A 13,789-nucleotide genomic window follows, 5' to 3' on the forward strand; every position below is an offset into this window, starting at 1 on the left:
GCGCAGTGGATCAGGCCGAGCGGGCCATGATCAGGCCATTGTCACTGGCAGCTTCCAGGCGGATGGCGATGAACTTGGAGGTCGGGGTGTGGCTGCCGTCGCCGGTGCTTTCCAGCGGCACCAGCGGATTCACCTCCGGGTAGTAGGCCGCGGCCTGGCCGGCCGGGATATCGAAGGCCAGCAGGGTGAAACCCTTGACCCGCCGTTCGCGGCCATCGTTCCACAACGACACGATGTCGGCTTTCTGCCCCGGCTTGAAACCCAGGCGGATGATGTCCGCTTCGTTGGCGAACAGCACGTCGCGCTGACCCTTGACCCCACGGTAGCGGTCATCGAGGCCGTAGATGGTGGTGTTGTACTGGTCGTGGGAGCGCATCGATTGCAGGATCAGGTCCGGCAACTGGCCACTGGCCCGGGTGCGTTCGTCGATCAGGTCCCTGGGCAGCAGGTTGGCGCGGAAGTTGGCGCGCCCCGAGGAGGTGTTCCACTGGCGGGCGCCGGCGGCGTTGCCCAGGTAGAAGCCGCCTGGGTGCTTGAGCCGCTCGTTGAATTCCTTGAAGCCCGGGATGGTGTCGGCGATCAGGTCGCGGATGCGCCCGTAGTCGGCTGCCAGCCAGCTCCAGTCCACCGGGCGGTTGCCCAGGGTGGCCGAAGCGATGCCGGCGAGGATCCAGGGTTCGGAACGCATGTGCACCGACAGCGGCTGCAACTGGCCGTTGGAGGCGTGGACCATGCTGAAGGAGTCTTCCACGGTCACCGCTTGCGGGCCGCCGGCCTGCAGGTCGATGTCGGTGCGGCCCAGGCACGGCAGGATCAGCGCATCCTTGCCGTGGGCCAGGTGGCTGCGATTGAGCTTGGTGCTGATCTGCACGGTGAGGTCGCAGTTGCGCAGGGCCTGGAACGTCCGCTCGCTGTCCGGAGTGGCCTGGGCGAAGTTGCCCCCAAGGCCGATGAATACCTTGGAGCGGCCTTCGAGCATGGCGTGGATCGCCTCGACCACGTTATGGCCGTTGTCCCTGGGCACCTTGAACTGGAAACGCCGCTCCAGGGAATCGAGGAAGGCCACCGGCGGCCGCTCGTTGATGCCCATGGTGCGGTCGCCCTGGACGTTACTGTGGCCGCGGACCGGGCACAGGCCGGCGCCTGGCCTGCCGACGTTGCCGCGCAGCAGCATCAGGTTGGCGATTTCCTGGATGGTCGCCACCGAATGGCGATGCTGGGTAATGCCCATGGCCCAGCACATGATGACGTTCTTGCCCTTGGCGTACATGCGCGCCGCCTGCTCGATCTCCACCAGGGTCAGGCCCGACTGCTCGACGATCTGCTCCCACGGGGTGTCATCGATGGTGCCCAGGTATTCCAGCACCTGGGCGGTGTGGGTGTTGAGGAAGTCGTGGTCGAACACGGCCGCGGTCCCGGCCTTTTGCGCATCGCGTTCCCATTGCAGGAGGAACTTGGCCATGCCGCGCAGCAACGCCATGTCGCCACCCAGGGCCGGGCGGAAGTACGCGGTGTTGGTCGGACGGTTGCCGTTAGTGAGCATCTCCAGGGGGTTCTGCGGGTGCTGGAAGCGTTCCAGGCCGCGCTCTTTCAGCGGGTTCACGCACACTACCTGGGCGCCGCGCTTCACTGCCTCGCGCAGGGGCTCGAGCATCCGCGGATGGTTGGTGCCGGGGTTCTGGCCCCAGACGAAGATCGCGTCCGAGTGCTCGAAGTCGTCGAAGGTCACCGTGCCCTTGCCCACCCCGACGCTCTGCGCCAGGGCCACGCCACTGGCTTCGTGGCACATGTTCGAACAGTCGGGGAAGTTGTTGGTGCCGTAGGCCCGCACGAACAGCTGGTAGAGATAGGCCGCCTCGTTGCTGGCCCGGCCCGAGGTGTAGAACTCGGCCATGTCCGGGCTCGGCAGGTTCAGCAGGTGCCGGGCGATCAGGCTGAAGGCGTCTTCCCAACTGATGGGACGATAGCGGTCGGTCTCGGCGTCGTAGCTCATCGGCTCGGTCAACCGGCCCTGGTACTCGAGCCAGTAGTCGCTCTGTTCCAACAGGGAGCTGACGCTGTGCTTGGCGAAGAAGGCGCCGTCCACCCGGCGTTTGGTGGCTTCCCAGTTCACTGCCTTGGCGCCGTTTTCGCAGAACTTGACCATGCCGCTTTCCGGCGAGTCGCCCCAGGCGCAGCCCGGGCAGTCGAAGCCACCGTTCTGGTTGGTCTTGAGCATCATGCGGATGTTCTTCAGGGCGTTGTCGCTGGTCAGCCAGGCCTGGGCCACGCTGATCAGGGCGCCCCAACCGCCGGCCGGTCCCTTGTAGGGCTTGTAGCGGGCCACGGGTTTCTGGTCGGCTTGGTTATGTGTACTCACGGGCGACTCTCCATCGCGGGGCTGTCGGGCCGCAGTGCGCTGCGATGCGGCAGGTGGACAAGGTAGTGACGGTGATGACGCGGCCCTTGCCGGGTGTGGCGCAAGCTCGAGAAGCGAGCACGGGGGCGGGCCTCGCAGGAGCTGGCGCTGCGCAGGGCGGGCGTTTGGCGTTCATCGGGGGATCAGCGGCGTACTGGTGGCCAAGCCTAAGCGCGGCATTGTGTCGCGTCTAATTGCTAGTACTGATCCTTTGATAGATGGCGTCGATCAAAGACCGTCGAGGAGTTTGCGGTAGAGGGCGAAGCAGGCCTCGGCCAGGGCCGAGCGTGGCGCGCTGCGGCGCATGATCAAGCCCAGGCGGGCCAGGGTCTGGGCATCTTCTATCGGCTGCAGGCGCAGGTGTTCGGTCATGGCTTCCAGGCCGCTGTCCAGGGGCATCACCGCACAGCACAGGCCGCCGTGGACCATCTGCACCAGCTGATGGACGGCATCGGTCTGCAGGACGGGGCGAGGGTGCAGTCCGCGGATATGGAAGTTGTGATCGATGGACTGGCGAAAATGCATGCCGCTGGTCAGCAGGCCCAGGGGCAATTCGGTCAGCGCCTCCCAGCTCAGCGGTTGCTCGCCGAAGCTGAAATGCCGTTGGTCGTACAGCAGCCCCATATGCGTCTGGGCCAGGGTCAGGGAGTCGAAGTGCTCGCCGTCCAGGCGTTCCAGGTAGGACACCCCGAGGTCCAGGCGATTGCTCGCCAACTGCTCGAGAATCTGTTCCGAGCTCAGGGACGAGAGTTCGAAGCGCAAGTGCGGGTGTTCGGCGTGCAGGCGCTGCATCAGTGGCTGCGGGTCGAAGCTCGACAACGGGACCACTCCCAGGCGCAGGGTGCCCACCAGGTTGCCGCGGCAGGCAGCGGCTTCGGCCAGCAGCCCGTCATAGGCGGTGAGCACGGTGCGGGCCCAGGCCAGGACGCGCTCGCCGGGTGCGGTGAAACCTTCGAAACGCTGGCCACGGTTGACCAGCGGCAGCTCGAGCTCTTCCTCGAGGTTGCGCAGGCGCATCGACAGGGTCGGCTGGGTGATATGGCAGCGCGCGGCGGCCTGGCCGAAGTGGCGGGTTTCGTCCAGGGCGATGAGGAATTTCAGCTGCTTGATGTCCATCTTCGCTCCGGTGCGACAAAAGGCCGGGATTCTACCGTGCCGGCGCGGCCTTGGTCAGTGGTCGGCCGGGAACCTCGATCGGCCGGGCTGGTCTAGTCTTTCGCATCTGGATCTATCAACCAAGGAGTGTGCGACATGAGCATTTTCAGCTTTGTGAAGGAAGCGGGCGAGAAACTGATCGACCTGCTGACCCCCGGTAACGCCAACGCCAGTGAGCAGCTCAAGGAGCACATCGCCAAGGTCGGCCTGGGCAACCCCAACGTCCAGGCGACGGTGGAAGGCGACAAGGTCATCGTCAAGGGCGAAGTGGCGAGCCAGGAAGAGAAGGAAAAGATCCTCCTGGCCCTGGGCAACATCGCCGGTGTCGGCAGTGTCGAGGACCAGATCACCGTCAGCGGCCCGGTCGCGGTTACGGCGGTCTTCGTCACCGTGAAGAAGGGCGATACCCTGAGCGCCATCGCCAAGGCGCAATACGGCGATGCCAACAAGTACAACAAGATCTTCGAGGCCAACAAGCCCCTGTTGTCCCATCCGGACAAGATCTATCCGGGCCAGGTCCTGCGCATTCCCGAGTGAGCCGATAGCCCGGGTTGCCAACAGGCCCGCATGGATGCGGGCCTGTTACTCGGCCAACCCGTCGAGCAACTCCCGATAATCCCCTACCGCGGCGAATTCCGCCGTGTCCTTCGGTCCCTTGCGGCTGTCCGGCTGGCTGACCGCGAGCAATTGCGCGACCCCGAAGTCCCGGGCGCTGCGCAGGATCGGCAAGGTGTCGTCGATGAACAGGCTGCGGGTCGGATCGAAGCGGATATCGGCCTGCAGGGCTTCCCAGAATTGCGGGTCCTCCTTGGGAAAACCGTAGTCGTGGGAGCTGATCAGGCGTTCGAAGTAGGGCGCCAGCTCGATCCGCTCCAGCTTCAACGACAGGGAGTCGCGGTGGGCGTTGGTGATCAGGATCACCCGCTTGCCGGCGCGTCCCAGTGCTGCGAGGAAGGTGTCGGCGTCCGGACGCAGGGCGATCAGGTGGGCGGTCTCCAGCTTCAGCTCGCGTACCGGCAGCTTCAGTTCGGTGCTCCAGAAGTCCAGGCAATACCACTGCAACCGACCGGCGTTACGCTCGAACAGCGGGCGCAGTTCCAGCTCCGCCATGGCCCGGCTCACCCCGTGCAGCTCGGCATAGCGCTGGGGCAGGTGCTCCAGCCAGAAATGGTTGTCGTAGTGCAGGTCCAGCAAGGTGCCGTCCATGTCCAGCAGGACGGTATCGATATCGCGCCAGGGCATCAGGGCCATTGACTACTTCTCCAATGGAAAACGGTCGACCGGCAGGGCCGACGAAGCGGGAGGGGCCAAGGCCATGCACCCGGCGTAAAAAAACACCCCGGCAGGGGCGATCACATGCAGTAAACAATAGGTCTCGCAGCGCCTGTGCGCTGCCGCAATCTGCAACCCAGTCACTTTCAAACAGGCTGTATAGTAACCCGCTATCGCCAAGGAGCCCGCCATGCGTCAGAAACCCACCGTACTTGCCCGAGAGATCGTCGCTTCCAGTCGCCTGTTCTGTGTCGAACAGTTGCAACTGCGGTTCGCCAATGGTGCCGAACGTACCTACGAGCGGTTGGTGGGGCGGGGCGCGGGTTATGGTGCGGTGATGGTCGTGGCGATGCTCGATGCCGAGCACGCGGTGCTGGTGGAGGAATACTGCGGCGGCACCGATGCCTACGAGCTGTCCCTGCCCAAGGGCCTGATCGAGCCTGGCGAGGACGTGCTGGCGGCGGCCGAGCGTGAGCTCAAGGAGGAAGCCGGCTTCGGGGCGCGGCAGCTGGAGCACCTGACCGAGCTGTCGTTGTCCCCGGGCTACATGAGCCAGAAGATCCAGGTGGTGCTGGCCACCGACCTGTACGAAGAGCGCCTGGAGGGCGATGAACCCGAGCCGATGCGGGTCGACAAGGTCAACCTGCGAGAGTTGTCCGGCCTGGCGCAGAATCCCCAGTTCAGCGAAGGCCGGGCCCTGGCCGCGTTGTACCTGGCCCGCGACCTGCTGAGCCAGCGCGGGGTCTTTCAAGCATGAGTGAGATACCGATGACGCTTCCCCATCCTTTCCTGGCTCCGGTAATGGAGTTGGCGCTGCGTGCCGGCGACGCCATCCTGCCGTTCTGGCGCGCCGATGTGGCGGTCGAGCACAAGGCCGACGAATCCCCGGTGACGGCGGCCGACCTGGCCGCGCACCACCTGATCGTCGCCGGCCTCAAGGCCTTGGCCCCGGACATCCCGGTGCTGTCCGAGGAAGACGCCGACATTCCCCAGGCGACCCGGGCCAGCTGGCAGCGCTGGTGGCTGGTGGACCCGCTGGACGGCACCAAGGAGTTCATTGCCGGTAGCGAAGAGTTCACCGTCAACATCGCCCTGATCGAGCAGGGGCGCGTGGTGTTCGGCGTGGTGGCGATGCCCACCAATGGCCGTTGCTACCTGGGTGGCGCCGGCCTGGGTGCCTGGCGTGCCGAGCGTGGCCAGGCGCTGCAGGCGATCGCCGTACGTGAGCAGCCGGTGGGCCAGGCCTTCACCGTGGTGGCCAGCCGGCGCCATTCGAGCCCGGCGCAAGAACGCCTGCTCGGTGGCTTGAGCGCTACCCTGGGTGAGCTGCAACTGGCCAACATCGGCAGCTCGTTGAAGTTCTGCCTGCTGGCCGAAGGGACGGCGGATTGTTATCCACGGCTGGCGCCCACGTCGCAATGGGACACGGCGGCGGCCCAGGGCGTGCTCGAAGGCGCCGGGGGCGAGGTGCTGGATCTTGCCGGCGCGCCGTTCTGTTATCCGCCTCGGGAGTCGCTGCTCAACGATTTCTTCGTGGCATTGCCCGCCAAGGCCCCTTGGCGGGCCAGGCTGCTGGAACTCTGTGGCGCCCAGGACGGGCAGCGCTGATACCACAGGCGAGCCGAGCCCCGGGTAAAGTCCCGGGGCAGGCCGATTTCAGCGGTGCAGCACGTACTGGCCGGCGAACAGTACCGCGTCTTCTTCGCTGCCGGCATTCACCACCTTGGTGTGCAGGGTCAGGCGTGCCCGACCGTAGCGCTGGTACATCGACAGGAATTTCTTCCAGACCTTGTCCTCGGGGGCCGCGCATATCGCCTGGGCGTCACCGGTGACTGGCAGCGGGTAGCTGATCTGCCCTTCCTGGATGACGATGTGCCCGTCCTCGATTCCCTCCTCCCGCAGCCGCAGGTGCAGCCAGCCCCAGCCAGCCAGTACCGCGCCGCAATAGAGGCTGCCACCGAACATGGTGCTCTTGTGGTTCACGTTGGCTTCCAGGGGCAATTGCAGGCGTAGTTGCTGCGCCTGCCAGTCGAGCACCTTCAGGCCCATTTCCCGAGTCAGGGGAATGTCATGGTGGAGGATGGATTCCAGGTATCGACTGTCGCGGTTCATGCATGGGCCTCGGGGTCGGGAGTTGGCTGGGAGTGGTTCATTCCGATTCGTCGCCGGGTTGTCCGGCGCCGCTGTCTGCGAAGTTCAGGCCATGCTTGCGCAGCTTGTCGTGCAGGGTCTTGCGCGGGATGCCCAAGGCCTCGGCGAGACTGCGCAGCGAGCTGTGGGGCTGGGACATTTCGGCGGCGATCAGCGATTTCTCGAAATGCTCGACCTGTTCGCTCAGGCCGCCGCTGATCAGCGGTGCGGTCGCGGCCGGGGCCTGTCCCGGATCGCCGTTGTCCAGGGCCAATTCCAGGCCCAGGGCGAAGCGCTCGGCGACGTTCTGCAACTCGCGCACGTTGCCCGGCCAGGCGTGGCGCAACAGCAGGGCCCGATGCCCGGGTTGCAGCTCCTGGGCCGGCAGGCCGTGGCGGCTGCTGGCTTCATCGGCAAAGTGCTGGAACAGCATCAGCACATCCTCGCCGCGCTCGCGCAGTGGCGGAATCCGTAGTGGCGCCACGTTCAGGCGGTAGTAGAGGTCGGCGCGAAAACGCCCCTGGTCCGCCGCCTGGCGCAGGTCTTCCTTGGTCGCGGCGATGATGCGGATATCCAGCGGGATCAGTTGGTTGCCGCCCAGGCGCTCCACCACTCGCTCCTGGAGCAGGCGCAGCAGCTTGACCTGGACATCCAGGCTCATGCTTTCGATTTCATCGAGGAACAGCGTGCCGCCATTGGCGAACTCGAACTTGCCGATGCGCCGCTTCTGCGCGCCGGTGAAAGCTCCAGGTTCGTGGCCGAACAGCTCGCTCTCCACCACCGACTCCGCCAGGGCCCCGGCGTTGATCGCGACGAACGGTCCGTTACGTCTTCCTGACAGATCGTGCAGGGCCCGGGCCACTACCTCCTTGCCGGCCCCGGTTTCGCCGAGGATCAGCACATCGGCGCGGGTCGCCGCCAGGGCGCCGATCTGCTGGCGCAGGCGCAGGATGGAAGCCGACTGTCCCACCAGCCTGGCGCTCAGTTCCTGGCGATCGCTCAGGGCCAGGCGCAGGCTGCGGTTGTCCAGCACCAGGCGGCGCCAGGCCAGGGCGCGGCGCACGCTGTCCAGCAGGGCATCGCTGGCGAAGGGTTTTTCCAGGAAGTCGTAGGCCCCGGCGCGCATCGCCTGTACCGCCAGGGGCACGTCGCCATGCCCGGTGATCAGCAGCACTGGCAGTTCCGGGTCCTGGGCATGCAACTGGCTCAGCAGTTCCATGCCGTCGATGCCGGGCATGCGGATGTCACTGACCACCACCCCCGGCCAATCCCGCTCCAGGCGCTCGGCCAGGCCCTGGGCCTCGCCCAGGGACAAGACCTTGAGCCCGGCCAGGTCCAGGGTCTGGCTCAAGGCCTGGCGCAGGTGCGGATCGTCGTCGATCAACACCACTTGCAACTGGGGGTTGAGGCTGTCGGGACGGGTCATCGGTGGCTTTCCAGATCGTGTCGTGGCCGGCCATGCCAGGCCGGTCCATGGATTATCGGCTTGCGGGCTGCGCCGTGTCTCATACTCCGCGATCCTCGGACGGCTGCGGGCTGACGCCCGGAGCCCCGGCGCGCAGGCGCAGGGTGATCAGCGCACCGCCTTCGCGGTGGTTGGCGAACGACAGCTCGCCGCCGAAGGCCCGCATCAGGGTGTCGCAGATCGCCAGTCCGAGCCCCAGGCCCTGGGTGCGCGTCTTGGTGGTGTAGAACGGTTCGCCAGCACGGCCCAGGGCTTCCATGCAGAAGCCCGGGCCGTTATCGCGAATGCACAGGTTGACGCCCGTGGCGGTGGATTCGGCACTCAGCCACAGTTTGCGCGGCGGGCCTTTTTCGGTGAGGGCATCCAGGGCGTTGGCCAGCAGGTTGCCCAGCACCTGGCGCAGGCGGGTTTCCCCGGCTTGGACCCACAGGGTAGCGGCCGGCAGGTCGCGGATCAGCTCCACATCCATGGCCCGGCGCCGCTTGGCCAGCAGGGCCAGGGCATCGTCCAGGGCCGGCTGCAGGGCGACGCTCTCCGGTGCGTGGTGATCGCGCCGGGCAAAGGCCCGCAGGTGGGTGATGATCGAGGCCATGCGCCCGGTCAGTTCGCTGATCAGCTTGAGGTTGCCCCGGGCGTCGTCGGTGCGTTGATGATCCAGCAGCACCTCGGCGTTCTCCGCGTAGCTGCGGATCGCCGCCAGGGGCTGGTTGAGTTCGTGGCTGATACTGGCGGACATGGTGCCTAGTGCCGAGAGCTTGCCGGCCTGGACCAGATCGTCCTGGGCGCGCACCAGATCCTGCTGGGCGTTCTCACGCTCCAGCACTTCCTGTTTCAGGCGTCGGTTGAGGTTTTCCAGGTCGCTGGTGCGTTCGGCCACGCGCATCTCCAGCTCGCGCCGCGCCTTGCCTTCGAAGGCGATCCGTTCCAGGTAGTGCCGGCGCCGCTGCATCATCAGCCCGAGCAGCAGCATCAGCACCAGCAGCGCGGCGGCGCCCACCGCCACCACGGTTCGTACTGGACGGTCGATGAGCGTGCGCGGGGCGAGGATGCTGACGCTCCAGCCGGTCTCCTCGATCTGTTGGGTCTGGGTCAGCCAGGCATCGGGATTGAGGTTCAGTGGGCGCGGGTCGCGGGTCGGGTAGGGCTGGATGGCGATGATCGCCTGGTGTTCCTGCTCGCTCAGGGTCCGGGTCGCGCGAAAGCGCCATTCCTGGCGCGAGGTCAGGATCACCACGCCATTGTGGTCGGTCACCAGCAACTGCTCCGGGGTCTTGCCCCAGAGTCTCTCGGTGTGGTCCAGGTCCACCTTGACCACCAGCACGCCGAGCATGCGCTCGCCGTCGCGCACCGCGGCGGCGAAGAAATAGCCACGTTTGGCCGAGGTGGTGCCCAGGCCGAAGAAGCGCCCCAGGCGCCCGGCCATGGCTTCGCTGAAATAGGGGCGGAAGGCGAAGTTGCGCCCGACGAAGCTGTCGTGCTTGTCCCAGTTGGAGGCCGCCAGGGTATTGCCGCTGGTGTCCATCAGGTACATGACCTCGGCACCGGTCTGGGCGCTGATGTTCTTCAGCAGGCGGTTGGCGTTGCCTTGGGTCACGCCATCGTCCGGGGCGCCCAGTACCGCCCGTAGTGCGGGCAGGTCGCCGAGGATCTGCGGCAGCACCTCGTAGCGGTGCAGGGTGCCCAGCAGGTTGGCCACGTACAGGTCCAGGGTCTGGCGATTCTGCCCGGCCAGCTCATTGCGGTAGTAGCGTTCCGCCAGGTGCTGCAGCGGCCACAGCAGTGGAGCCAGGCACAGCGCCAGCAGGGCCAGGCTGCGCCAGCGGGGACGACGGGGAAGGGGTGGGGTCATGGGAACGGCGCTTGTGGTTACAGGCGCATTATGCCTAGCCCTGCTCGGCAAGACACTCGCGCAATGCGGTGTGCCAGTCCGGCTGGATCACGCCCCACTCCCGCTCCAGGCGGCTGCAGTCCAGGCGCGAGTTCAGCGGTCGTGGCGCCGGGGTCGGATAGGCGCTGGAGGGAATGGCCTCCAGTACCGCGCAAGGCTTGTCCATGGCCAACAACTGCTCGCCGATGGCCTGGGCAAAGCCGAACCAGGACGTCTCGCCATGGGCGGTCAGGTGGTAGGTGCCCCAGGCTCCGGGGTTTCCTGCCTGCCAGCGCTCGATCAGGGCCCGGGTGCTATTGGCGATGGTGCCGGCCCAGGTCGGGGCGCCGACCTGGTCGGCTACCACGCGCAGTTCCGGGCGCTCCTGCAGCAGGCGCTGCATGGTCAGCAGGAAGTTCTTGCCATGGCTGGAATAGACCCAGCTGGTGCGCAGGATCAGGTGCTGGCCCTGTACCAGGTTGATGGCCCGTTCGCCGGCCAGCTTGCTCTGGCCATAGACGCTCAGCGGATGGGGCTCGTCTTCTTCGATGTAAGGGCTGCCCTTGCTGCCGTCGAACACATAGTCGGTGGAATAGTGGATCAACGGGATGCCCAGCTCGAAGGCCTCCTGGGCGAAGATCCCGGGCGCGGTGGCGTTGATCGCGTAGGCCAGTTCTGCCTCGCTTTCGGCCTGGTCGACCGCGGTGTGGGCGGCGGCGTTGATGATCAGGTCGGGGCGCAGCGTGCGCACCTGCTGGCGGATCTGCTCCGGATGGCTCAGGTCCAGCTGGTCGCGACCCGGGACCAGCAGTTCGCCCAGGTCGCCCAGGCGCTTCTGCAGTTCGCGGGAAACCTGGCCGTGCTGGCCGCTGATGAGGATCTTCAGTGGAGTGTTCATGGGAACAGGTCGGCCTCAGTCAACAGGCTTCCTGCCTGGTCCTTGGCGGAGAGTTGCGGGGGCTCGCGGAGCTCCCAGCCGATGGCCAGCGTCGGGTCGTCCCAGCGGATACTGCGCTCTGCCGATGGCGTGTAGTAGTCGGTGGTCTTGTAGAGGAATTCGGCGAAATCGCTTAGCACCACGAAACCATGGGCGAAACCCTCGGGTACCCACAGCTGGCGGTGATTGGCCGCCGACAGGCGTACCGCCACCCACTGGCCGAAGTGCGGTGAGCTGCGACGGATATCGACGGCGACGTCGAGCACTTCGCCCTGGGTCACGCGCACCAGTTTGCCCTGGGTGTTCTGCAACTGGTAATGCAGGCCGCGCAGCACGCCCTTCTGCGAGCGCGAGTGGTTGTCCTGGACGAACTGAACGTCCAGTCCGGTCGCTTCGGCGAAGACCTTGGCATTGAAGCTTTCGTAGAAGAAACCGCGTTCGTCGCCGAATACCTTGGGCTCGATGATCAGCACGCCGGGCAGTTCGGTGGCAATGACCTTCATTGGTTTTCTCCAGCCAGGGTGAACAGGTACTGGCCGTAGCCGGTCTTGCCGAAATAGGCCGCGCGCTCGAGCAGATGCTCGCGGCTGATCCAGCGGTTTTCGTAGGCGATCTCTTCCAGGCAGGCGACCTTCAGGCCCTGGCGGTGCTCGATGGTCTGCACGTATTGCGAGGCTTCCAGCAGGCTGTCGTGGGTACCGGTATCGAGCCAGGCGAACCCACGGCCGAAGCGCTCCACATGCAGGTCGCCGCGCTTGAGATAGGCGTTGTTGACGTCGGTGATCTCCAGCTCGCCCCGTGGCGAAGGCTTGACCTGCTTGGCGATCTGCACCACGTCGTTGTCATAGAAGTACAGGCCGGTGACGGCATAGCTGGACTTGGGTTTCTTGGGCTTTTCCTCGATGGACAGGGCCCGTCCTTCTTTGTCGAAGTCGATGACTCCGAATCGCTCGGGATCCTTGACCCAGTAGCCGAACACCGTGGCGCCGCTGGAGCGCTTGGCGGCCGTGCGCAATTGCTCGCCGAAATACTGGCCGTGGAAGATGTTGTCGCCCAGGATCAGGCACACCGGGTCATCGCCGATGAACTGCTCGCCGATCAGGAAGGCCTGGGCCAGGCCGTCTGGCGAAGGCTGCTCGGCGTAGCTGAAGCGCACGCCGAACTGGCTGCCGTCGCCCAGCAGGTTGCGGTACTGAGGCAGGTCCTGGGGAGTGGAGATGATCAGGATGTCCTGGATACCAGCCAGCATCAGCACCGAGATCGGGTAGTAGATCATCGGCTTGTCATAGATCGGCAGCAGCTGCTTGGAAACGCCGAGGGTGATGGGGTGTAGACGGGTGCCGGACCCGCCTGCCAATACGATGCCCTTGATCATGCAATCAGATCCTTGATGTCGGTGGAGCCCAGGCGTTCGCCCTGGTAGCTGCCGTCTTGTACCCGACGGCACCATTCGAGGTTTTCCAGATACCACTGCACAGTCTTGCGCAGCCCACTGGTAAAGGTCTCCTCGGGCACCCAGCCCAGTTCGCGTTCGATCTTGCCGGCGTCGATGGCATAGCGCAGATCGTGACCGGGACGGTCCTGGACGAAGGTGATCAGGTCGGCGTAGTGGCCCACGCCCTCGGGTTTGTGTGGGGCCAGCTCTTCCAGCAGGCTGCAGATGCCGCGCACCACGTCGATGTTCTTCTGTTCGTTATGACCGCCGATATTGTAGGTCTCGCCCACCACGCCTTCGGTAACCACCTTGAACAGAGCCCGGGCATGATCCTCGACGTACAGCCAGTCCCGTACTTGCAGGCCATTGCCATAGACCGGTAGTGGTTTGCCCGCCAGTGCATTGAGGATCACCAACGGGATCAGCTTCTCGGGGAAGTGGAACGGGCCATAGTTGTTGGAGCAGTTGGTGATCAGGACCGGCAGGCCGTAGGTGCGCTGCCAGGCGCGGACCAGGTGGTCGGACGCGGCCTTGCTCGCGGAATAGGGCGAACTGGGGGCATAGGGCGTGGTTTCGGTGAACAGGTCGTCGACGCCATGCAGGTCGCCGTAGACCTCGTCGGTGGAGATGTGGTGGAAACGGAAGGCGGCTTTTTCCGCTTCGGGCAACCGGTGCCAATAGGCGCGGGTCGCTTCCAGCAGGCTGTAGGTGCCGACGATGTTGGTCTGGATGAAGTCCGACGGTCCGTCGATGGAGCGGTCCACGTGGGACTCGGCTGCCAGGTGCATGATGGCGTGGGGCTGGAAGCGGGCCAGCACGGCACTGACGGTGGCCTGGTCGACGATGTCGGCCTTGACGAATTCATAGCGGCTGTTGCTGGCGATGCTATGCAGCGATTCCAGGTTGCCCGCATAGGTCAGCTTGTCCAGGTTCAGGACTTCATGTTCCGTGTGCCGGATCAGGTGGCGGACCAGGGCCGAGCCGATAAAGCCGGCTCCGCCGGTGACAAGAATGCGCATGTGTAAGGGCCTGTGTCCTTGAAAGATCATTTACTGCGGAAAATGCAGCATAGCTTGTCGGCACGAAGCCCGTGGTGCAATAGGGCGCTGCCCATCGATTACATCCCTGGC

13 protein-coding genes are annotated in these 13,789 nt (G+C 65.4%); 3 read left to right on the forward strand and 10 right to left on the reverse strand.

From position 1 onward, the window contains the following. Positions 1-10: 10 nt before the first annotated feature. Positions 11-2,359: an FdhF/YdeP family oxidoreductase gene (locus GDH07_RS22765; protein WP_053132658.1), complete on the reverse strand. Its 2,349-nt coding sequence runs from the start codon at positions 2,357-2,359 to the stop codon at positions 11-13. Between the two features lie 267 nt (positions 2,360-2,626). Continuing rightward, a complete protein-coding gene (locus GDH07_RS22770) occupies positions 2,627-3,514 on the reverse strand; it encodes a LysR family transcriptional regulator (protein ID WP_022644223.1) in 888 nt (295 codons plus the stop codon). A gap of 135 nt (positions 3,515-3,649) precedes the next feature. Between GDH07_RS22770 and lysM the strand changes: the two genes are divergently transcribed. Beyond that, positions 3,650-4,090, forward strand: coding sequence for a peptidoglycan-binding protein LysM (lysM, locus tag GDH07_RS22775; protein WP_022644224.1), 441 nt, complete (start codon positions 3,650-3,652; stop codon positions 4,088-4,090). 45 nt (positions 4,091-4,135) lie between these two features. On the opposite strand, the gene yrfG is transcribed toward lysM, so the two are convergent. Then, entirely contained in the window at positions 4,136-4,804 is a 669-nt protein-coding gene (yrfG, locus tag GDH07_RS22780) for a GMP/IMP nucleotidase (RefSeq protein ID WP_022644225.1), read from the reverse strand. 211 nt (positions 4,805-5,015) lie between these two features. Between yrfG and nudE the strand changes: the two genes are divergently transcribed. Then, the gene (gene nudE / locus GDH07_RS22785) at positions 5,016-5,582 is read left to right on the forward strand and encodes an ADP compounds hydrolase NudE (RefSeq protein WP_053132652.1); all 567 of its coding nucleotides are present in this window, start codon (positions 5,016-5,018) and stop codon (positions 5,580-5,582) included. 11 nt (positions 5,583-5,593) lie between these two features. Beyond that, positions 5,594-6,433: a 3'(2'),5'-bisphosphate nucleotidase CysQ gene (gene cysQ, locus GDH07_RS22790; protein WP_152899003.1), complete on the forward strand. Its 840-nt coding sequence runs from the start codon at positions 5,594-5,596 to the stop codon at positions 6,431-6,433. A 48-nt stretch (positions 6,434-6,481) separates the two neighbouring features. Here the strand turns inward: cysQ and GDH07_RS22795 are convergent, their stop codons facing one another. The 7 genes from GDH07_RS22795 to rfbB form a co-directional block, all read right to left on the reverse strand. Then, positions 6,482-6,937, reverse strand: a complete 456-nt coding sequence (locus tag GDH07_RS22795) for a YiiD C-terminal domain-containing protein (protein ID WP_022644228.1) — start codon at positions 6,935-6,937, stop codon at positions 6,482-6,484. 37 nt (positions 6,938-6,974) lie between these two features. Beyond that, complete coding sequence (locus GDH07_RS22800) at positions 6,975-8,381, reverse strand: sigma-54-dependent transcriptional regulator (protein WP_152899004.1); 1,407 nt, start codon at positions 8,379-8,381, stop codon at positions 6,975-6,977. A gap of 79 nt (positions 8,382-8,460) precedes the next feature. After that, positions 8,461-10,269, reverse strand: coding sequence for a sensor histidine kinase (locus tag GDH07_RS22805; protein WP_152899005.1), 1,809 nt, complete (start codon positions 10,267-10,269; stop codon positions 8,461-8,463). A 34-nt stretch (positions 10,270-10,303) separates the two neighbouring features. Beyond that, positions 10,304-11,185: a dTDP-4-dehydrorhamnose reductase gene (gene rfbD / locus GDH07_RS22810; RefSeq protein ID WP_152899006.1), complete on the reverse strand. Its 882-nt coding sequence runs from the start codon at positions 11,183-11,185 to the stop codon at positions 10,304-10,306. Then, positions 11,182-11,727, reverse strand: coding sequence for a dTDP-4-dehydrorhamnose 3,5-epimerase (gene rfbC, locus GDH07_RS22815; protein ID WP_152899007.1), 546 nt, complete (start codon positions 11,725-11,727; stop codon positions 11,182-11,184). Before rfbC ends, rfbD begins: the two co-directional genes overlap by 4 nt. Beyond that, positions 11,724-12,599, reverse strand: a complete 876-nt coding sequence (gene rfbA, locus GDH07_RS22820) for a glucose-1-phosphate thymidylyltransferase RfbA (protein ID WP_152899008.1) — start codon at positions 12,597-12,599, stop codon at positions 11,724-11,726. The genes rfbC and rfbA overlap by 4 nt, the downstream gene beginning before the upstream one ends. Then, complete coding sequence (gene rfbB / locus GDH07_RS22825; RefSeq protein WP_152899009.1) at positions 12,596-13,678, reverse strand: dTDP-glucose 4,6-dehydratase; 1,083 nt, start codon at positions 13,676-13,678, stop codon at positions 12,596-12,598. The genes rfbA and rfbB overlap by 4 nt, the downstream gene beginning before the upstream one ends. Positions 13,679-13,789 lie beyond the last annotated feature (111 nt).

This window comes from Pseudomonas piscis (genome assembly GCF_009380155.1).
Taxonomy (GTDB): Bacteria; Pseudomonadota; Gammaproteobacteria; order Pseudomonadales; family Pseudomonadaceae; genus Aquipseudomonas; species Aquipseudomonas piscis.

Coding starts and splice junctions, on each gene's coding strand:
- rfbB (WP_152899009.1), bottom strand. CDS start 13,678: ATGCGCATTCTTGTCACCGGCGGAGCCGGCTTTATCGGCTCGGCCCTG.
- yrfG (WP_022644225.1), bottom strand. CDS start 4,804: ATGGCCCTGATGCCCTGGCGCGATATCGATACCGTCCTGCTGGACATG.
- lysM (WP_022644224.1), top strand. CDS start 3,650: ATGAGCATTTTCAGCTTTGTGAAGGAAGCGGGCGAGAAACTGATCGAC.
- GDH07_RS22805 (WP_152899005.1), bottom strand. CDS start 10,269: ATGACCCCACCCCTTCCCCGTCGTCCCCGCTGGCGCAGCCTGGCCCTG.
- nudE (WP_053132652.1), top strand. CDS start 5,016: ATGCGTCAGAAACCCACCGTACTTGCCCGAGAGATCGTCGCTTCCAGT.
- rfbD (WP_152899006.1), bottom strand. CDS start 11,185: ATGAACACTCCACTGAAGATCCTCATCAGCGGCCAGCACGGCCAGGTT.
- rfbA (WP_152899008.1), bottom strand. CDS start 12,599: ATGATCAAGGGCATCGTATTGGCAGGCGGGTCCGGCACCCGTCTACAC.
- GDH07_RS22795 (WP_022644228.1), bottom strand. CDS start 6,937: ATGAACCGCGACAGTCGATACCTGGAATCCATCCTCCACCATGACATT.
- GDH07_RS22770 (WP_022644223.1), bottom strand. CDS start 3,514: ATGGACATCAAGCAGCTGAAATTCCTCATCGCCCTGGACGAAACCCGC.
- rfbC (WP_152899007.1), bottom strand. CDS start 11,727: ATGAAGGTCATTGCCACCGAACTGCCCGGCGTGCTGATCATCGAGCCC.
- GDH07_RS22800 (WP_152899004.1), bottom strand. CDS start 8,381: ATGACCCGTCCCGACAGCCTCAACCCCCAGTTGCAAGTGGTGTTGATC.
- cysQ (WP_152899003.1), top strand. CDS start 5,594: ATGACGCTTCCCCATCCTTTCCTGGCTCCGGTAATGGAGTTGGCGCTG.